Annotated in this window: 12 protein-coding genes and 1 pseudogene; 4 read left to right on the top strand and 9 right to left on the bottom strand. The window is 72.0% G+C overall.

The features are described from left to right. Positions 1-108: 108 nt before the first annotated feature. On the bottom strand, positions 109-1,416 hold the full coding sequence (locus ACFZBU_RS01705; protein ID WP_391581433.1) for a TerD family protein: 1,308 nt from the start codon (positions 1,414-1,416) through the stop codon (positions 109-111). A gap of 253 nt (positions 1,417-1,669) precedes the next feature. On the opposite strand from ACFZBU_RS01705, the gene ACFZBU_RS01710 reads away from it, so the two are divergent. From ACFZBU_RS01710 to ACFZBU_RS01720, 3 genes and pseudogenes are all read left to right on the top strand, one after another. Next, positions 1,670-2,857: an HpcH/HpaI aldolase/citrate lyase family protein gene (locus ACFZBU_RS01710; RefSeq protein ID WP_391581434.1), complete on the top strand. Its 1,188-nt coding sequence runs from the start codon at positions 1,670-1,672 to the stop codon at positions 2,855-2,857. An 84-nt stretch (positions 2,858-2,941) separates the two neighbouring features. Then, positions 2,942-5,373: pseudogene (locus ACFZBU_RS01715) on the top strand (phosphoribosyltransferase). Next, positions 5,370-6,188, top strand: coding sequence for an HAD family hydrolase (locus tag ACFZBU_RS01720; protein WP_391581435.1), 819 nt, complete (start codon positions 5,370-5,372; stop codon positions 6,186-6,188). Before ACFZBU_RS01715 ends, ACFZBU_RS01720 begins: the two are co-directional and overlap by 4 nt. 299 nt (positions 6,189-6,487) lie before the next feature. Here ACFZBU_RS01720 and ACFZBU_RS01725 read toward each other — a convergent pair whose 3' ends face one another. The 5 genes from ACFZBU_RS01725 to ACFZBU_RS01745 form a co-directional block, all read right to left on the bottom strand. After that, the gene (locus ACFZBU_RS01725) at positions 6,488-6,967 is read right to left on the bottom strand and encodes a hypothetical protein (RefSeq protein WP_391581436.1); all 480 of its coding nucleotides are present in this window, start codon (positions 6,965-6,967) and stop codon (positions 6,488-6,490) included. 358 nt (positions 6,968-7,325) lie between these two features. Next, positions 7,326-8,684 carry a hypothetical protein gene (locus ACFZBU_RS01730; RefSeq protein ID WP_391581437.1) on the bottom strand — a complete coding sequence of 453 codons (1,359 nt, stop codon included), beginning with the start codon at positions 8,682-8,684 and terminating at the stop codon, positions 7,326-7,328. 930 nt (positions 8,685-9,614) lie between these two features. Beyond that, entirely contained in the window at positions 9,615-10,208 is a 594-nt protein-coding gene (locus tag ACFZBU_RS01735; RefSeq protein WP_391581438.1) for a lytic polysaccharide monooxygenase, read from the bottom strand. 353 nt (positions 10,209-10,561) lie between these two features. Next, complete coding sequence (locus ACFZBU_RS01740; RefSeq protein WP_391581439.1) at positions 10,562-11,467, bottom strand: PhzF family phenazine biosynthesis protein; 906 nt, start codon at positions 11,465-11,467, stop codon at positions 10,562-10,564. Positions 11,468-11,621: 154 nt separating this feature from the next. Further along, positions 11,622-12,782, bottom strand: a complete 1,161-nt coding sequence (locus ACFZBU_RS01745) for a serine hydrolase domain-containing protein (protein ID WP_391581440.1) — start codon at positions 12,780-12,782, stop codon at positions 11,622-11,624. A 364-nt stretch (positions 12,783-13,146) separates the two neighbouring features. Here ACFZBU_RS01745 and ACFZBU_RS01750 point away from each other — a divergent pair, with 364 nt between their 5' ends. Beyond that, positions 13,147-14,133, top strand: coding sequence for a hypothetical protein (locus tag ACFZBU_RS01750; protein ID WP_391581441.1), 987 nt, complete (start codon positions 13,147-13,149; stop codon positions 14,131-14,133). A 228-nt stretch (positions 14,134-14,361) separates the two neighbouring features. On the opposite strand, the gene ACFZBU_RS01755 is transcribed toward ACFZBU_RS01750, so the two are convergent. The 3 genes from ACFZBU_RS01755 to ACFZBU_RS01765 all read right to left on the bottom strand — a co-directional run bounded on the left by ACFZBU_RS01755 (position 14,362) and on the right by ACFZBU_RS01765 (position 20,188). Further along, positions 14,362-16,356 (bottom strand): glycoside hydrolase family 5 protein, encoded by a 1,995-nt coding sequence (locus ACFZBU_RS01755; protein ID WP_391581442.1) that lies wholly within the window; start codon positions 16,354-16,356, stop codon positions 14,362-14,364. Between the two features lie 194 nt (positions 16,357-16,550). Next, positions 16,551-18,638, bottom strand: coding sequence for a beta-galactosidase (locus tag ACFZBU_RS01760; protein WP_391581443.1), 2,088 nt, complete (start codon positions 18,636-18,638; stop codon positions 16,551-16,553). 560 nt (positions 18,639-19,198) lie between these two features. After that, positions 19,199-20,188, bottom strand: a complete 990-nt coding sequence (locus ACFZBU_RS01765) for a LacI family DNA-binding transcriptional regulator (protein ID WP_391581444.1) — start codon at positions 20,186-20,188, stop codon at positions 19,199-19,201. Positions 20,189-20,373: the final 185 nt, after the last annotated feature.

The following is a 20,373-nucleotide window of genomic DNA, read 5'->3' on the forward strand; positions in this document are numbered from 1 at the left end:
GGGCGGCGCGCCAACAGGCGCCCCGCGGGGGTTGTGGGCCCCCCCCCGGGGGGGGCGGCCGCCCCCGCCCCCCCCCCCCCGGGGGGGCCCCGGGGCCCCACGACCGGCTCAGCCCTGGAACTGCGGGCCCTGCGGCGGTGAGTCCAGCCGGCGCAGCTGCGGCGGGCCGCCCTGACCCTGCGGCGGGGTGCCCTGGTACTGCTGCTGAGGCGGCATCCCCATGCCCTGCGCCGGGGTGCCCTGGTACTGCTGTTGGGGCGGCATGCCCATGCCCTGGGGCGGAGTGGTCCCGTGCGGGGGCATGGGAGCGCCGTGTGAGGGCGTGTACGGCCCGGGCGGCTGTGGGACTCCGTGGGCCGGCGAGTACTGGCCCGGCGCGGGCAGCTGCGGGCCGCCCGGGGGCATGTGCATCACGCCCGGCGGGGTTTGGAAGGCCATGCCGTGGGCGGGGGTGCCGGGGGCCTGCGGCGGGGTGCCGCCCAGCGCGGGCGGTGGTGGGACCGGGGCGCCGCCGGAGGGGGTGTGCGGGTATCCCGGCGGCGGGCCGCCGATCGTGTGCGGGGCCGGGGGCGGCGGGATCATCGGGCCGTCGTGGCGCGGCGGAGGCGGCGGCAGCGGGGCGCCGCCGTACGGCGTGTTGCCGGAGATCGGCAGCACGCCCTGTGGCTGCGACGGCTGCTGCGGCGGGGGCGGTGCGGGCAGCGTGCCCCGGCCGTACTGCGGCAGGACGGCGGTGGGGGCCGGCTCCTGATGGGCGGGCGGCGCGGGCGGGCCGTCGTGGAACGCCGGTCGCGGCGGCGGGGCGGGGGCGGTCGGCGGGGACTGGTGCACCGACGGCAGCGGCATCGGAGTCGGCACGGGGGCAGGCGTCGGTGCGCCGGGTTCGTCGTCGACGCTGATGCCGTAATCGGTCGCCAGGCCCGCGAGACCGCTCGCGTAGCCCTGCCCGACCGCGCGGAACTTCCACTGGTCGGCCCGCCGGTAGATCTCGCCGAAGACGAACGCCGTCTCGGTGGTGGCTCCGGCGATCGGGAAGTTGAGCAGCTCGCCGCCGCCGTCGGCGTCGTACAGTCGAAGGACGAGGCCGGGCACCGAACCGATGGTGCCACCGTCCGCGGACGCGGCCACGATCACGTGCTGCACGTCGTTGCCGAGCGCGGCGACATCCACCCGGACGCCGTCGGTGCAGCGGTTCGGGGCGGTGTTCTTGCCCTCGTGCACGACCGTGCCGGACGGATGCCGGGGCTGGTTGTAGAAAACGAAATCGTTGTCGTCGCGCACCTTGTTGTTCGCGCCGAGCAGCAGGGCCGAGGCGTCCATGTCCGGAACACCGGCTCCCGGCCGCCATTCGAGGACCACGCGCACGGACCGGGCAGGGAGGGCCGTATTCGCTCCCTTGGACATCACCTGGGTCATGCGCCCATCCTGCCGTCCCGAAGGAGCTGCGCTCAACGTGGGTCAGGCTCGTGACGATTGTGTGAACACATGGTCCTATAACCGGATCGTACGCCTTCGATTTTGCTTTTCGGTTACCGTAGGCAGTCGCCTGCCGGCGGCTCACCGGCTCGGCGCGAATGCGCCTATTTCGATACACCCAGGGCGCGTACGGGTTTCCCGCCCCGACGCGCCTTTGCCACCACCACCGTCAGTCGAGGGGGATCAGATCACGATGCGGCATTTCGGTTACCTGGACGATGCGGTCCGCGATCATCTGTTCCACCGCCCGCCGGAGAGCTTCGACCGGGACAGCGACCCCGCAGTCCTGGCCGCTGCCCTCGGCGCGACGCTGTACAGCCCCGCGACGCGCCGCACGCTCGCGGCGGACATCGTCAAACAGGCCGCCCGTGGTGTGACCTCGATGGTGCTGTGCCTGGAGGACTCGATCGACGACCGCGAGGTGGTCGGCGCCGAGCAGAACCTGGTCGAGCAACTGGCCGCGTTCGCCCGCTCCGGAGTCGAGGGCCCGCTGCTGTTCATCCGGGTCCGCCACCCCGAGCAGATCACCGACCTGACCGAGCGGCTCGGCGACACCCTGAGCGTGCTGTCCGGATTCGTGCTGCCCAAGTTCGAGCCGGACAGCGGCACGCGCTACCTCAAGGCCCTGGACGAGGCGATCGCGCTCAGCGGACGCCGGCTGTACGCGATGCCGGTGCTGGAATCGCCCTCGATCGCCTACCTCGAACACCGGCGCACGGTGCTCGCCGAACTCTCCGAGCTGGTCGCCGCGCACCGGGAGAAGATCCTGGCGGTGCGGATCGGGGCGACCGACTTCCAGTCCGCGTACGCGCTGCGCCGCTCGCGCGACCTGACCGCGTACGACGTGCACCTGGTGGCCGGCCTGATCGGCGACATCGTCAACGTGTTCGGCCGCGCGGACGGCACCGGACACGTGATCAGTGGACCGGTGTGGGAGTACTTCCCGCAGGGCGAGCGACTGTTCAAGCCGCAGCTGCGCCGCACCCCGTTCGCCGAGGCCGAGGACCCGGACGAGGCCGTCGAGCTGCGCACCCGGCTGATCTCGGCCGACCTGGACGGGCTGATCCGCGAACTCGAACTGGACAAGGCCAACGGCCTGCTCGGCAAGACCGCGATCCACCCCAGCCACGTGGCGGTGATCCACGCGATGTCGGTGGTCACCCACGAGGAGTACTGCGACGCCACCGACATCCTGGCCGAGAGCGCGGCCGGCGGCGGGGTGCTGCGCTCGGCGTACACGAACAAGATGAACGAGGTGAAGCCGCACCGGGCCTGGGCCCAGGCGATACTGCGCCGGGCGCAGGCGTTCGGCGTCGCGGGCGAGGAGGTCACCTTCGTCGACCTGCTCGCGGCCGGCATGGAGTGCACCGGCGCGGGATGAAGGAGCCGACGGGGCGGATGCCCCGCGGTGGTGGGATTCGAACGGTACCGAGGAAAGCGGGTTCGTGCGTTGAGTGAACATCGGATGGAAACCTGGTCGGGGAGTTGGGTCGCCGAGCGACTCGACGTGACGCTCGCGGGGGAGGGGCTCGCCACGCTGGTCGGGCTCGCCCTGCGGCGCAACCCGCGCCGGGCCCACCTGCTGGTGTCCACCGTGCTCGGCAAGCACGTTCCGCAACTGCCCGCGGTGGTCCACGACGCGGGCCGCGAGTTGGGCGCACGGGTGGCGAGCGTGCTGGCCGGCGAGCCGACGCCGGTGGTGCTCGGCTACGCGGAGACCGCCACCGGCCTGGGTCACTGTGTGGCCGAGGCGCTGCCCGGGGCGACCTACCTGCACTCGACCCGCCGTTCGGTGGCCGGCGTCGCGCGGTTCGGTGCGTTCGAGGAGGAGCACTCGCACGCCACCTCGCACCTGCTCCTGCCGCGCGATCCGCAACTCCTGACCGGGACCGGCCCCTTGGTGCTGGTGGACGACGAACTCTCGACCGGACGCACGATCGCCAACACCATCCGGGCGCTGCACACGGTGGCGCCGCGTGCGCACTACGTGGTCGCGGCGCTGATCGATGTGCGCGGTCCCGCCGACCGGGCCGAGATGGAGGTGTTCGCGGCCGAACTCGGCGCCCGGGTGGACCTGGTGACCCTGGCCGCGGGCACCGTCGAACTGCCCGAGGACGTGCTCGCGCGCGGCACCGCGCTGGTGGCCGAGCACGACGGCGGCCGGGCCGGCGGCGGCTCGCCCGGCATCGTGCGCACCCTTGACCTGGATTGGCCCGCCGGATTGCCCGACGGCGGCCGACACGGCTTCACCCAGGCCGATCAGGACGCGCTGGAGCGGGTGTTGCCCGCACTGGGCGCCGCGCTGGCCGAACAGGTGCTCGGCCGACGGATCCTGGTGCTCGGCTTCGAGGAACTGATGTACACGCCGCTGCGGTTGGCCCGGGCGCTTGCCGAACACGTCCCGGCGGACGTCGAGGTGCGCTACTCGACCACGACCCGCTCACCGGTGCTCGCGGTCGACGATCCCGGCTACGCGATCCGCACCCGATTGGAATTCCCGGCCCACGACGACCCGTCGGACGGTCCCGGCGCCCGCTACGCGTACAACGTCGCGGCCGGCACCGACCCCGCACGACGCTTCGACGAGGTGCTGATCGTCGTCGACTCGGTCGCCGACACCCCCGAACTGCACGCGCCCGGTGGGCTGCTGGACGCGTTGTCCCGGGTCACCGACCACGTCGGTCTGCTCGTTGTCCCCTCCTTCACCCCCGAGGTGCGCAGGTCATGAACCACCAGCCGAGCCCGCACGGGCACGACACCGGCAAACTGCCGGACCCGCTGTACGGGCCCGCTTTCTCCTCCTATGCCGCCGACGAGGTGGCCTGGCTGCTCAAGGACCTGTCCGCGGTGGAGTTGGAGGCACCGCTGGAGGAGCGCGAGGAGGCGATCCAGCACGCGGGCGCGCACTACGCCGAGTCGCTGCCGATCGAGTACCAGCCCTCCCCCGAGTACCAGGCGCTGTTCCACGCGGCGCTGGACGCCTCGGCGGACCGGATCGCACACGCGGTCGGCGTGGTCACCGAGACCATCCTGGCCGAACGCGGCCAAGACGCGGTGCTGGTCTCGCTCGCCCGCGCCGGCACCCCGGTGGGCGTGCTGATGCGCCGCTGGGCCCGGCGCGCGCACGGTCTGACCCTGCCGCACTTCGCCGTGTCCATCGTGCGCGGACGCGGCATCGACGCCACCGCACTGCGCTGGCTGGGGCGCGAGTTCGACCCGTCGCGGATCGTCTTCGTGGACGGCTGGACCGGCAAGGGCGCGATCACCCGGGAGTTGTCCGACGCGCTGGATCTGACCGCCGAGACCACCGGCATGCGCTTCGACCCGGAACTGGCCGTGCTCGCCGACCCGGGTTCGTGCGTACGCACCTACGGCACCCGCGACGACTTCCTGATCCCGTCCGCGTGCCTGAACTCGACGGTGTCCGGGCTGGTTTCGCGCACCGTGCTGCGGGACGACCTGATCGGCCCGGACGAGTTCCACGGCGCGAAGTTCTACGCCGAGTTGGCCGACGCCGACGTCTCCGGCCTGTTCCTGGACTCCGTCGCCGAGCGGTTCGCCGCGGTGGCCGAGGACGTCGCGCGCGATCAACCGGTACTGGCCGCGAGCGACCGATCGCCGACCTGGGAGGGATGGCGTGCGGTCGAGCGGATCGGCGCCGAGTTCGAGATCGACAACATCAACCTGATCAAGCCCGGCGTCGGCGAGACCACGCGGGTGCTGCTGCGCCGGGTCCCGTGGCAGATCCTGGCCCGCAAGGGCGTGGGCGCGGAGTTGGACCACGTGCGCATGCTGGCCGCACAGCGCGGGGTTCCGGTGATCGACGTGGACGACCTGCCGTACTCGTGTGTCGGTCTGGTCAAACCCGGCTTTCGCCGGGAAGGGAGCGACGCGTGAGTGTCGTGGTGGCCAGCGACCTGGACCGCACCCTCGTCTACTCCCGGGCCGCCGCCCGGCTGGGCCTGGCGGCGACGGACCCGACGCCCGAGCTGGTGTGCGTGGAGGAGTACGAGGGCGCGCCGATCTCGTTCGTCACGCGGGAGGCCGTCGCGCTGCTCGCCGAACTGGCCGAGCGGACCACCTTCGTGCCCACCACCACGCGCACCCGGGAGCAGTACGGCCGGATCGTGCTGCCGGGTCGGGCGCCGGAGTTCGCGATCTGCGCGAACGGCGGCCACCTGCTCGTGCACGGCGAGAGCGACCCGGACTGGCATGCGGGAGTGCGCAAGACCCTGGCCGAGAACGCCGCTCCGCTGCCGGAGGTGGTCGCCCATCTGGAACGGGTCGCCCTTCCCGAGTGGACCCACAAACTCCGGGTGGCCGAGGACTTGTTCACCTACCTCGTGGTGGAACGGGCGGAGTTGCCGCCGGAGTTCGTGCCCGAGACGACCGAGTGGGCGGCCGAGCGCGGATACGGCGTCTCGCTCCAGGGCCGCAAGCTCTACCTCGTCCCGGAGGCACTGACCAAGGGCGACGCGGTGCGCGAGGTCGCCCGGCGGGCCGGTGCCGACGCGGTGTTCGCGGCGGGCGACTCGCTCCTGGACATCGAACTGCTGCGCGCGGCGGATGCCGGGGTGCGGCCGGGGCACGGCGAGTTGGCCGAGACGAACTGGTCGGCGCCGCACGTGGAGGCACTGACCGCACAGGGCGTGTCGGCGGGCGAGCGGATCGCGGCCTGGCTGCTGGAGCGGAGCCGGTTGCCGGTCGAGTGACCCGCCGCGGCCGGTGCCGGTGCCGGGATCGGGACCGGGACCGGGACGATTGCGGGACGGGCACGGCACCGGGACCGGCACGGTTGGCGGGACCGGCACGGTTGAATGGGCTGCGATCGATGGCGTCCGGAAAGCCGACATCCGCACCGCGAGCAGGATGCGGTGCGGATGTACGACGGCACGCGGGGCGCCGGCTGTGCCGGGACCGTGGTGCTGTGCGGGTTCGGGCGGTATGCGGTGGTGGAGCGGGGGCGGAGCCGGGCCCGGACCCGGGCTGCGGCCCGGGCCCGGGAGGCGGCTCAGACGCAGGCGCCGCGGACGGTCAACAGTTCGGCTCGGGCGTGCAACTGCCGGCCGCACTCCATGTCGAAGGTCAACTCGAAGCCGTCGCGTGCGGCCCGCACCCGGGTCAGCGCCACCTCGGTGAAGCGGTCGAGCGCGCCGCACAACTCGTGCATGACCAGCCCGGTCGAGGACAGGCCCAGCACCGTGCCGTCGCCCAGGGTGACCAGGTCGCAGCCACGGTTGCCGGTGGCCGCCTGGGCGTCGGTCACCCGCAGCGGGCCTCGGCCGAGCGAGTGCAGCCAGGTGACCGCCTGGCGATGCAGCACCGCTCGCTCCTCCTCGTACGCGAGGACCATCATGCGGTGCATGTCGGTCACGTCGTGCGTGTGCAGCGGCAGTGCGGGGGCGGTCCGCGGGCCCCGGCGCAGCGCGTGCAGGCTCGGCAGCGCGAGAACGAGGAGGAACGCGAACAGGAGCATCAAGAGCACGGGCATGTGCGACTTCCCGGTGTCGGCAAGTGGTCGACGGCGCGGCGCGCGGGGTTTCGGAACCCATGAATCGGGACCAAGGTCCCGAAGTCGGCCGGTCCGACGACTTTAAACCTTAAATTTCAGGAAGGTGGCTGAAGGTGCTGATTCTTTACCCGACTGGTCGAACATCGCGACGATTTCACTACGCTGAGTTGCGCCAAGTGCGTTGAATGCGCAGAATGTCGCTTTTCTAATTTCGGATGCCGTCGGGTCGTGACGCACTGTGAGGCCCGGCGCCGAGGCTTGGTGCCGAGGCTCGTATCGAGGCCCGTACCCGAGGTCCGTGCCGAAGCAGGTGCCGGGGCCCTGTGGTGCGGTGACGTCAGTGTGGTCCGGGGCCGGCCCGGTCCTCGCGGATGACCTGCACGGTGGCGGCGACCTCGGCCCGGATGGCGCGGGTCTCGCTGAGGAAGCGCCACCAGTCCGGGCGCGGGTTCTCCGGTTCGGCGGCGATCGCCTCCAGGCGGAAGACCAGGGCGTCCAGCCGGCGTGCGTAGCGCTCCTCGGCGTTGGCCCGGCCGCCGAGCGCGAGCCGCTGGGCGTCGCGCAGCGCGAATCGGGTGCGCTCCAGTTCGGCCTCGGGATCGCGAGCGACCTCCTCCAGCGCCCGCAGCCGGTCGTTGACCGAGGCCATCGCCTCGTCGGCGTCCTTGAGGGTGGCCCGGGCGGTGGCCAGTCGGCTGACCGCGTCGGCGTACTCGCCGCGTCCGGCCGCGGCGCCGGCCTCCTCCAGGCGGGCGTGGGCGATGCCCAGCGCCTGGCGGGCCTTGGCCGGAACCTGCTCCAGGTCGGTCCAGCAGGACTGGACGTAGTCGCGGCGCAGGCGGTGCAGGGCGGGTTCGACGCCGGTCAGCCGGGACTCCAGGGCCTGGGCGCGGGTGCGCAGCGAGGACAGCCGATTGGTCACCTCCTCGCGCTGTTTGGGCAGGCGCTCGGCCTCGGCGCGCAATTCGCCGGCCGAGGTCTCGATCCGGCGGGCCACCTCCAGCGTGCCCGGGATACCGAGTGCGGCCGGCCCCCGGTCCAGCTCGGCCAGATCGCTGCGGATCGCGGCCAGGCGGGTGGTGAGGCCGCTGGTACCCAGGCCGACCCGCTCGGTGTCGGCGACCGCCGTGGCCGCCTCGGCGGCGGCCCGGCGGGCCCGGTCCACCGCGGGCGGCAACTGCCCGAGCGCGTGCTCGGCCTCGGCGAGCAGCGGGCCGAGCGAGGTGCCGAACCGGTCCAGGTCCTGGCGGACCGCGTCCAGCTTGCGCGCGGTCTCGGTCAACTCTCGGCGGGCCGCCTCGTATTCGTCGGTCTCCAGTTCGACGTCCAGCGGATGGCGGTCCATCAGTGCGATGTATGCCGCGCTCGCCTCGTCGATGCGCAGGCTGACCGCGGCGAAACTGCGCAGCGCGTCCTCGGTGCCGCGTGCGCCGCGGACCGCCCGGACCGTCTCCAGCGACAACATCATGTCCCGCTGCGCGGTATCGAGCTGGAGGAACGCCTCACCCGCCGCCTCGCGTGCGGCCAGCGCCGCCGAGCGGGCGGCATCCTTGCGCCGCCGCCACGGGCGAGTCTCGCCGCCGGCGAACGCGGCCGGGAGCAGGGCGAGGAGCAGCGGCGCGAGCGTGATCGACAGCGGAAGGCCGACCCCGAGGGACCGTCGTGCGGATCCGACCACCACGCCTGCTCCCGTCACCGTGCGAACCGTGCCCACTCCATCCTGCCCATCCTTCCAGGTGCAGTCCGATGGAGGTCCACCAACTGTCCGCGCGGGGCGTGTCCGACCGGGCGGATGGGCCGGGCCGGGGCGGGCTGTCGCGGTTTTTGCACGGGTTCTTTGCGCGTGTCCTGTGCGCGTGCGCACGGTGGGTGATCGTGGGGATTCGCAAACCGTCGACCGTGGCGACCGTGGCGACCGTGGCGACTGGGATGACCGGGATGACGGGGATGACCGTGAAGATTGGGGCGAAATGGGTGCTGCCTGGTCTTTTTCGGTCGTCGACGTGGTGTGCTCGTCCCCGCGTTCGTGGGCGTCCCGCTCGCCGCTGCCACCGGTTGCCGGGGTGGGCCTCGGCGTCCGTGGGCGCGTGGGGTGCTTGCGGTGCTGCTTGAGCGGGGTTCCGGGTGATCCCGGGGTGCCGCCGGCGCCGAGTGTGCTGCCCGCCGGTGTGCGTTCACGGCGCGGTGCGAGTGGCGGACGACGGCTTGCGCGCCGGGGCCGGGGCCTCGGCCTCGGTGGCCGGTCCGGACTGGCGGTATCCCACGGGAGTCGACCGGGGTCGGCCTGCGGGCGGAGGTGCGGTGCCTGGTACGACGTCGCGTACCGATCGTGTGGGACGCGTTGTCGCCGATCGCGTGGGTGGGGCCGTGGGCCCGCCGGGGTCGAGGAGCGGCGGCGGATTCACTGGGCGTGGCGAGGCGTTACCGCGTCGCCGGGTGCCGGGTGCCGGGTGCCGGGTGTCGGCGGTGGCCGGCCGGGATCCGACGTTGTTGCGGCTTCGGGGTGATCGGGTGGTGAAGTTTCCCGACCGGGCCCGGTCGTGCCGGTTCGGGGCCGGGCTGCGTGTCGCGGCCGGGCCCGGCGGCGCGGTGGGTGGCGTCCGGCCGCCGGGCGAGGGGTGTTCGGTCAGAACTTCACGTCGGAGCAGGAGTAGAACGCGTTGTCGGTGTCCGCGACGTCCCAGACCGCGAAGATCAGCGCCTGGCCGGTGCGGCCGGCCGGGAGGGTGCCGGTGTGCACCGTGTGTGCGGCGGGCAGGGCGCCGCCGTACGGGACGGTCAGGAACGGCGTGCTCTCGATCTGGGCGCGGCTGATCGGCTGGGTGGGATTCCAGCTCGGCTTGGTGATGTAGTAGCGGAACGTGCTGGTCGAGTGCCTGGCCTCGATCTCCCAGGTGAAGCTGAACGAGGCGCCCGAGGTGAGTGCGGTGGTCGGCCAGGTGCCGTTCCGCGGGTCGTCGAGCGGGGCCCATCGGCCGTCCGCGCCGGCGCACAACTTCCCGTCGGCGGGCCCGCCGGCCGGGTAGCCCTTGGGGCCCTCGACGCTCTGCGGCTCCCACTGGATCTGGCCGCACCTCTTCACCTTGCCCTCGCCGCACAGCGCGGAGCGGCTCTTCGGGCTGGAGATGAACCCGTGGGCGGAGGCGGAGGACGGCAGCATCATGAAGGGCAGGGCGACCGCCGCGGCGCTCAGCGTGGCCAGGATGGTCCTCTTGCGCATGGAACTTCTCCTCGTGAACGAAGTCGTGCCTGGGACTGGCCGACCCGCTCGGGCGCGGTCTCGAACCGACTCGTCCGCACATGCCGCAGGGCGGCACCGGCGAGCCGACGGGACGTCGGATCCGCATCCGAACGTGAAGCCACACGGTCCGGGTGCGGACCGCGTCGATGCGACCTGCGCGAGTCGCGTGCCTTCGTTACCGGGAGCGCTCTTCCACGTTAGGAGTGTCTCTTCGGGGCGGTCAATGGTCTGGACCAGTGCTGTCACAAATTGGCGAACGCGGTGAGAGGAGGCGGGGGTTGGCCGGGTGCGGGGGTGGTGGTGTGGTGGGTGGTGGGAGTCCGGCGCGGTCCTCAGTCGAGCGGATCCGGGATCGGTACGGCTACCCCGGAGACCCGCACTCGCGGGTCGTCGGCGAGGAGGTCGACGGTCAGCACGCCGGGGCGGCCCAGGTCGTCGCCCTGGTGCAGGGTGAGTGTGGCGGGTGTGCGGATCAGGTCCAGGGCTCGCAGGTAGTGGCCCAGGGCGGCGGCCGCGGCGCCCGTGGCCGGGTCCTCGACGACGCCGCCGATCGGGAACGGATCGCGGACGTGGAAGGTGTGTGCGGACTCGCGCCACACCAGTTGCAGGGTGGTCAGGTCGCGGGCACGCATGAACTCGGCCAGACCGTCGAAGTCGTAGCGCAGCTCGGCCAGTCGGGCCCGGGTGCCGGCGGCCAGGATCAGGTGGTGGGCGCCCGCATAGGCGTAGCTCGGCGGGATGGCCGGGTCGAGGTCGCCGGCGGCCCAGCCGAGCAGGTCCAGCGCCCGGGCGAGGTCGGCGGCCGGGACCTCGCGGTGGTGGGGCTCGACGCTGGTCAGCGTGGCGCGGAGACTGCCGTCGGCGGCGGCTGCCACGTCGACCGGGACGATGCCGGCCCGGGTGGTGAAGACGAGTTCGCCGGGGCCGATCCGCTCGGCGACGGCGATCGCCGCCGCGACGGTGGCATGGCCGCAGAAGGAGACCTCGGCCAGCGGGCTGAAGTAGCGCACGTCGAAGGCACGGACCGCCGCCGTGTCGTCGCCGGCATCGGAGCGGGTCAGGAACGCGGTTTCGGAGTAGCCGAGTTCGGCGGCGATGGCGAGCATGGCAGCATCGTCCAGCCGGTCGGCGGCCAGGACGACGCCGGCGGGGTTGCCGCCTGCCGGGTCGGCGGAAAAGGCGGTGTAGCGCAGTGGCTTCGCGGAGTCCGGTGTCTCTGTGTCGAGCGGTGTCGTCATGTCGAGGCGCAACGCATTTCGGCGGTGCGGGATTCCTGGGCCGCTCGGGCCGGCACGGCTCGGTTCCGCTCGGCACGCACGGCGCGGCGTGTCGTGGCGTGGCCGGGCTCGGCTCGGCATGGCGCAGCTCGGCCCGGCACGTCCGGGTTCGGGTTCAGGCGCCGGCCGCCAGACGCCAGAAGTCGCGCATCAGGGTGGGCGGGGTGGGGCCGGACAGTTCGAGCTGGGTGAGCAGGATGGTGGCGGTGCCGGTGGACGGGACGATGTGCGCCGCCGTGCCGGTGCCGCCGATCCAGCCGTAGCGGCCGGGGACGTTCCAGGGGTTGACGGCCGCGACGTCGACCGAGCCGCCGAAGCCCCAGCCCTGGCCCTCCAGGAAGAGGTGGGCCGCGTCCCGCTGGGGCGCGGTCAGGTGGTCGGTGGTCATTCGGCGCACCGACGCGGGGGTCAACACCTGCCGACCGTCCACGGTGCCCTCGCCGAGCAGCAGTCGGGCGAAGGCGTGGCAGTCGTCGATCGTGGACACCAGGCCGCCGGCACCGGAAGGGAACGCGGGAGGGCTGCTCCACTGGCCGGTGGGCGCGTCGACCAGGTCGAGGCCGCCGGTCGAGGTGCCGCGGTAGCTGTACGCGAACCGGTCGAGGTCGGCGCGCGGAACCGCGAAGCCGGTGTCCACCATGCCGAGTGGCTCGAACAGGTGCTCGGCCAGGAAGTCGGGCAACGAGCGACCGCAGACCCGGGCGATCAGCACGCCCAGGATGTCCGAGCAGGTGTTGTACAGCCAGGCCTCGCCCGGCTGGTGCAGGAGTGGGATCCGGGCCAGCCGGGCCAGCCACTCGTCGGGGGCCGGGACCAGTTGCGGTTGTGGCGGTCCCTGGGTCAGCTCGGTGAACAGCAGGCCCACCGCCGGCAGCGAGAAGTCGGACGGGAAGCCGTACCCGGCCCGGAAGGTGAGCAGGTCGAACACGGTGATCGGTCGGGTGACCGGGACCACGTCCTCGATCGGGCCGGTCGGCGAACGCACCACGTACGGCGCGGCCAACTCCGGCAACCACCGGCCGATGGGGTCGCCGAGCGCGAAGCGCCCGTCCTCGACGAGCAGCATCACCGCGGCGGCGACGATGGGCTTGGTGAGCGACGCGATGCGAAAGATGGTGTCGCGGGCCATCGGGGTGGTGCCGGCGGCGTCGAGCGAGCCGACCGCCTCTACCGCGACCCGGTCGTGGCGCGCGACGAGGGCCACCGCTCCGGGCACCGGCCCGACGTCGACGTGGGACTGCAGGAGATCGTGCAGGCTGATTGCCGGGACGGTCATCGGGCCACCTTCTCGTGCGTACATGCGGTCGAGGGTCCGAATGGGAGACTCCCCGAGTGCCGCGGAATCGTCGGTCCGGGTCCGCCCGGCACGGTTCCTCGTGCGAACGCCAGAATATGAGCCGTACTTGATATTCCGGGCGCGTTCGCGTGACGGCCCGGGGGGTTCAACGCGTTCTATCTAATGGGTACACGCGCGGCGCCGGCCGGGGTCGGGGGGGACGTCGGCCGGGTCGGGCATCGTGCCCGGTGGGAACGGCCCGGTCATTCGTTCCGCGAGTGACCTCCGGGGCGCCTGCCGGCACGGCCTCCGTGTGTAGGGGTACGACACGTGGTCGAACGGACGTCTAGGAGACAGCAGGCCGATGGGATCCCCGAGATCTGAGGAGCAGGAACTGGCGGCCGCGATGCGGACGGCGGCATCGGAGTTGGTGCTGCCCGCCGGATTGGTCGCGGGGGGAATCACTCGGGGCCGGCGGATGCGGCGGGCCCGTCGGATTCGCGTGGGCGCCTCCGCCGCGGCGGTGCTGGCCGTGGTGGGCACCGGTCTGGTGGTGGCCGGCGGGACGGACGGGAAGCCCGGGAGTCGGGACGCCTCGGGGGCGGCGGCGGTGGCGGGCAACTCGATCTCGCCGAGCACGAGCCCCGGTCCGAACAGCGGGTTCGGCGCACCGATCGGCAAGGAAGCGGTCTCGGCCCAGGAGATCGCGCGGATACTGATGGGGATTCAATGGGCAGCCGGCAAACAGGTGGAGCCCAAGGGGGGCTCGTTTGTTCCGAAACCGGGTGATTCCGCGAGTCGGGTGGGCGCTTCCGCCTCGATCCTGCTGACCAGCCCCGCCGGCTCGATCCGGCTCTCGGTGCAGGTGATGTCGAGTGCGCCGACCTCTTCCGCGCCCGACTCCTCGGGAACCGACTGCGTAGAGATCGTCAAGACCGGCGGCACCTGTCGGCCATTCATCGAGCCGGACGGCACACATGGCCACGTCGGAGATTCCCGGCCGGGCCCCGGCTCGACGATCGGTGGGAGCGGGAGGGCGGAATCGGGCACCTCGGGTCCGTGGTCCCGGTTCGTGCGGTTGACGCGCCCGGACGGTGTGGAGATCTCGGTGACGGCTGCGGGGGTCACGCAGAACCCGATGCCGTTGACGCTCGACGAACTCAAGCAGGTCGCCCTGTGGTCGGATTGGCAGCTCTGGGTGACTCCCGAGGTCAATCGGGCTGCGCGGGCCAAGGTGACGGGCTTTCAGGACCAGTCGGCGAGTCCGAGTCCGAACACGTTGCGCACCCGGGTCCCGCAGACGTTGGTCCCGCCGGCGGTTCCGACGGGGAGTCCGGTCGAGAGTCGGTAGCAACGGTGTCGGTTCCGGTGTCGGTGCCGGTGCTGACGTCGGTGCCGGTGCCGGTGCCGGTGCCGGTACCGACACCGGCATCGCGGTAGGCGGATGCGGGACGCGCGTGTTGCGCCGGAGTGGTTACGTGGCTGCGCCGCCCCCGGGATGGGAGCGGCGCAGTCGAGGTGGGCTGGTCCGGGTGGGCGCCCGGGTGGGCGGTTGGTCAGGTCGGACGCTTGCAGTCGGTCAGGTCAGGCGCTTGCACAGGAGGGCGTCGGGGGTCTTGGCCGAGCCGATTCGGCCGGTGTAGGCGACGCCGGCCGCGTATTCGTCGGCGTTGCACTGGCCCTTGTAGGCGCCGGAGGCGAATTCGCCGCCGGGGTTGCCGGTCGGGCGGTTGTCGCCACGGTCGAACCACAGGGTGCGGCCCTGGGTGCCGAGCGCCGTGCTCGGTTGCGTGCACAGGATCGCGGAGACGGCCGCGCCGCGCACGCTGTAGCCGGTGATCATCCGGCCGGTGGGGCATTCGAGCTTGGTGTAGCCGGTGGCCCAGTCGTTCTGCACGTACGACTGGTCGCGAACGACCGTGAAACCGGCGTCGGTTGCGGACAGCTCCGGGCCGCCGGCGGTGGTGCACAGCCCGCGGTTGCCGGTGTGCGACAGGCCGATGATGCGCTCGCCGTCGGGGCAGACGCCCTTGCGGGCACCGGAGTCCCAGTCCGGTCGGGTTCGCATTCGCAGCGACGGTTGGGCGTCGGCACTGTCCAGGTTCAGCATGTTCCAGCGCGCGGATCCGGGGACGGGGCCGGTACGGCCGGCTGCGCCGATCAGCTTGGTCCAGGCGGTGGCGCGCCAGTCGGCCGGGTCGTCCGCGATGCCGCTGCGGGCACCGGTCGGGTCGAAACGGAGCAGGGCCCACGAGTCGCCCTGGCCGTTGCCCTTCCAGCCGACCAGCGGCCAGTAGGCGAAGTCGAGGTCACGGGCGACCAGGTAGTCGGTGAAGTTGGTGAACCAGGCGCGGGCGACCGGATCGGTCTCCTCCGCCCCGGTGCCGAACTCGCTGATCCACACCGGAGCGGTGTGGTGTTGGCCGTCGGCGGTGACGAACTGCGCCGATCGGTCGATCTCGGCGAACAGTTGATCACGCGTCAGGTCCTGGTAGCGGGGGTCGTGGGTTTCGCCCAAGCCGTACGCGCCGCTGTGGTTGGGACCGGTGTACCCGTAGAAGTGGGCCGCGTAGACCAGCTTGTTCGGGTTGACCAGGGTGTGTGACAGCGTGCGGACCGGGGTCAGCGTCGGGCGGCCGTGCGGCAGGCCGTCGAGCGGGATGCCGGTCCAGTTGATGCCCTCGACCATGATCAGCAGGTCCGGGTTGGCCTCGGTCAGGATGCGGTTGCCCGCCTCCAGCGACGCGGCCTGCCAGTCCTTGTCGTTGCCCCAGCCCCAGTTGGGGTCGTCGGTGATGTTGCGACGGACCTCGTTGTACAGATCGGCGCCGACCACGCGCTTGTTGGTCTTGTAGCGGTTCGCCATGGTGATCCAGTCGGCGACCCAGTCGGCGGTGCTCCGCGAGGTGTTCCAGCGTTCGTTGCCGTCCACGCCGCAGCACCAACGGGTGGTGCCGGTGTGGTTGTTCAGCACCACCGCGAAGCCGTCGGCGGTCAGCGCGGCGACCACCGCGTCGAAGACCTGGAGCGGGGTCTTGCCGCGCAGTTGCGGATTGGCGGCCACGGCGGCGTCCGGGACCGTCGTGGTCGTGTGCACCATCTCGTTCGAGAAGGGCAGCCGGATGCTGTTGATTCCGACCGCGTGGAAGCCCGCCAGGATCGTCGGCAGGCTTGCCCGATCGAGGCCCAGTGGCATGCCGTTCGAGTTCTCTCCGCTGTGGTGGTTCGCGGCGTTGCCGATGTCGCCGGAACCGTTCCAGGTCCCTTGCGCTCCGGCCCAGTTGGCCGAACGCAGCTTGAACCGGTCGCCGTTCGCGTCGACGATCCAGCGGCCGCTCGCGGACAGGGGGGCTGTCCAGGACGCGGCGAGAGCGGATGCCTGCGGGGTCGTCTGCGGGGTCGCCGGTGCGGCGGGGGTGCCGGCGCCGGCCTGTGGGCCGATCAGGAGGCCGGCGGCGACGGCCGTGAGGGCGAGGGCGGAGCGGGCGAGAAGTCGGTGCCTGGTGCGGGGGAGGCCGGGGGCCTCCGAGGTTGGGGTAGCGGGCGCGAGAAGTCGGTGCCTGGTGCGTTGCATCGGTACCTGCCTCGGTTGAGGGTGAGGGAAGTGCAGGCGGTTGTGGTGGTGCGACTGGTGCGGAGGCGCGTGTGCGGGTCGGGTTGAGTCTTCGGTGCGGTGGTGCGGTGGTGCGGTGGTGCGGTGGTGCGGTGGTGCGGTGGTGCGGTGGTGCCCGTGGTGCCGGTAGTGCCGGTGGTGCGGTCGGGGGGTGCCTATTCGGGTTGCGGTGTGGGGTTGGGCGGTGGTGATCCGAGGACTGCCACTTCGCGGGGGGCCAGGGTGATTCGGCGGGTGATTGCTCGGTCCCTGGTGAGCAAGTCCCGGCGATCGTGCGGGAGGTCGACCTCGTGGGTCGCGTCCGTGTGGTTGAGCAGGACGAGTACGTCGTACCCGTCACCGGCGCGGATGGAGGCCTGGACGCCGCGCGGCAGCACCGGCAGCACCGGATCGACGCCCGCGTCCGCACAGGCGCGGGCGATCAGGGCGCGCATGGTCGCGGCGTCCGGGCGGGTCGCGATGTAGCGTGCGATGCCCGCGCCGTGGGTGTGTACGGTCGCGGCGGGCCGGCCGGCCCACTCGGCGCCGGCGAACTCCAGCTCGACCCGTGCGCCCTTGAGCGTGACGTCCTCGCGCCACAGGTCGCCGGTGCCCGTCGACAGCGTGTCGCCCGACGCCTCCACACCGCGTACCGGGAACACCGCTCCGGCGTCGGCCGGCCAGAACTCCTGCACCGATACGCCCAGCGCCTCACGCAGCGGACCCGGGTAGCCGCCCAGGTGCACCCGGTCGCACTCGTCGACGATCCCGCTGAAGAACGACACGACCAGCGATCCACCGTCCGCGACGAAGCGGGAGAGTTTGTCGCCGTGTTCGCTGGACAGCAGGTACAGGCTCGGCACGATCACCAGGCGGTAGTCGGACAGATCGGCTCCCGGATGCACCACGTCCACGCCGACACCAAGGTCGAACAGCGGTGCGTAGTGGTCGAGCGCACGGTCGAGGTGGTGAACGGCGTCGGAGGGATGCGAATCGAGTTCGAGGGCCCACCAGCTGTGCCAGTCGGTGAGCAGCGCGACCCGATTGCGGATCCGGGTGCCGACCAGTTCCGGGACCAGGGCCAACTCGGCGCCCAAATCCGTCACTTCCCGGAAGACGCGGGTATCCGGACCGGCGTGCGGCACCATTCCGGAGTGGAACTTCTCGGCACCGCCCCGGGATTGCCGCCACTGGAAGTACATGATCGCGTCCGCGCCCTGGGCGACCGCCTGCCAGCTCCACAGCCGCATCCGGCCGGGCGCCTTGGCCGCGTTGCGGGCGCGCCAGTTGACCGCGGACGGCGCCTGTTCGGTGAGCAGCCACGGTTCGCCGCCGCCCGCGCAGCGGATCACGTCGTAGCTCATCGCCGCGCCGATGTGCGCCTGCTCCCAGTTCGGGTCGGGGTAGCTGTCCAGGGACAGGACGTCCATGGCCGGGGCCCAGTCGTACATGTCCACACTCTTGAGGCCGGCCAGGAAGTTCGTGGTGACCGGCACGTCGGGGGTGATCCGGCGCAGGATCGCGGTCTCCGCGGCGAAGCACGCGAGCAGCGCGTCGTTGCCGAAGCGCTTGAAGTCGAGTTGCTGGGAGGGGTTCGGGTAGGTCGGCGCGGTGCGCGGCGGCAGGACCTGGTCGAAGGACGCGTAGCGCTGGGACCAGAAGTCGGTGGACCACGCCTCGTTGAGTGCGTCCACGGTCTTGTATCGCTCGCTCAGCCAGCGGCGGAAGTCGGCGGCGGACGTGTCGCAGAAGCACTCCGCGACGTGGCAGCCGTATTCGTTGCCGACGTGCCACAGCCCGAGCGCGGGGTGGTCGCGGTAGTGCGTGGCGACCGCCTCGACCAGGCGCGCGGCGCGGTCGCGGAAGATCGGCGAGGACGGGCAGAAGTGTTGCCGGCCGCCGGGGGACAGGACCGTGCCGTCGGCGGTCACCGGCAGCACCTCGGGATGCTCGGTGACCAGCCACGGCGGCGGTGCGGCGGTCATCGTGGCGAGGTCGGCGGTGATCCCGTGCGCGGCCAGGTCGTCCATCACCCGGTCGAAGTACGCGAAGTCGTATGCGTCGCGGGCCGGTTCGACCCGGGCCCAGGCGAAGATCGCGAGGTTGACCACGGTTACCCCGGCCCGGACCATCAGCGCCAGATCCTCGGCGCGGGTGGCCTCGGGCCACTGGTCCGGGTTGTAGTCGGCGCCGAACCCGATGCCGCCGAGGCGGGCGCGCAGGGCGGCCATCCGGCCGGCGGGGCTGTGTGTGGTGTCGTTCATCGGTGCGTTGTGGCACGCCGGAACCGAAGGCCGTTCGGTCGGGCGCCACTTCTCCTTCGGGATCACTTCGGGGTCGCTGAGGACGAGTGGGGTGCGGGCGCTACGCGGATCGAACCGGGGTGATACGGGGGCGTATCGGGGACGAGCGTGCCGATCCTGGGCGCGGGCGGGCGGGTGGTCCGTTTCGCCGGGCCGGGTGGGCGGTGCGGGTCTCGGTGGGCGCGGTATGGGTGGCGTGGTACGGGTCGCGAGGTATGGGTGGCATGGCACGGTATGGGTTGGGGGCGCGGTTTTCGTGTATGGCCGCCCCGGTGGCCGGGGTCTGATGTGCGGCCCGGATGCGCAGGGCCCTGATGTGCATGCCCGGATGGTCGGGCCCGGATGGGCGGACCCAGATGGTCAGGGCAGTGGTGTGCAGGCCCTGGATGCGCGGGGTTTGCGTGGTGTGCGGCTCGCCTGGTCGCAGCTTCGGTGTGCGGAGTCGTGCCGGGTCGCGACGTGTCGGTGGGGACGCGTCGGCGGGGGTGTCGGGCGGTGACGGCTCGTCAGGGGACGGCCCGTCAGGGGACGGGTGGCGCCGAGGTGCTGTCCCGGACGATCAGGGTCGGGGCGACCGGAGTTGCGCCGTGGACGGTGGCATGACCGGTGCGGAACTGGTCGAACAGCAGCGCCACGCACTGCCGGCCGACCTCTTCGAAGTCCTGGTGGATGGTGGTGAGCGAGGGCAGGAACCAGGCCGATTCGGCGAGATCGTCGAAGCCCACCACGCTGACCTCGCCCGGGACCGGGCGACCCGCCTCGTGCAGCGCGCGCACCACACCCAGCGCCATCTGGTCGTTGCCCGCGAAGACCGCGGAGACCTCAGGATTCGCGGCCAGTTCGAGGCCGGCCGCGTAGCCGCTGGCGGCGCTCCAGTCGCCGTACAGCAGCGGCGGGACGGGCGCCCCGGCCGCCTTGAGCGTGCGATGCCAGGACTCGGCGCGCCGCCGGGCGGCGTAGGAGTCCTGGGGGCCGCAGACGTGCCACACGGTGCGGTGGCCGAGATCGAGCAGGTGTGTGGTGGCCAGTCGGGCGCCCTCGGCCTGATTGGTGTCCACGCCGGGATGCCGGCGACTCTCCTCGCCGTCGACCACGACCACCGGCAGGCCGGAGGGCAGCCGTAGCGCGGGGGTGTCCAGGATCTGTGCCTCGATCAGGATGATCCCGTCCACGGCCTGCATGGTGAGTCGATCGAAGGCGTCGCGCACGGCGCTTTCGGTCTGCGCCCGCACGCTCACCACGTTCACCGAGTAGTCCGCGTCCTGCGCCGCGGTGACGATGGCCTCCAGGGTGCGGGCGTTGCCGTAGGCGTTCAGGCCGAAGCTGATCACGCCGAGCATCCGGAACTTGCCGGTGGCCAGGGCCCGCGCGGCCGTGTTGGGCCGGTAGCCGAGCATCCGCATCGCGGCGAGCACGCGTTCGCGGGTCGCCTCGTCCACGTTGCTGCGGTTGTTGGCGACGCGCGAGACGGTCTGGCTCGAGACGCCCGCCATCTCGGCGACATCGGCCATGGACGGAGGCCGAGTACGCGTTTCGAACGGCCCGCCCGATCCCGGCTTCGCTACCTCTCCGTCCTTCGCCATGCCCCGATCCTTTCACTCACGGCATCCGCGCCGGGCGGCGGATGCGCTCATGTTCGCGCAAACACAATCCAGGGTCAACAGCGCGTCGCGATCGACTCCGAAGAGTCGCCAAA

It is taken from the genome of Embleya sp. NPDC008237 (assembly GCF_042956465.1).
Taxonomy (GTDB): domain Bacteria; phylum Actinomycetota; class Actinomycetes; order Streptomycetales; family Streptomycetaceae; genus Embleya.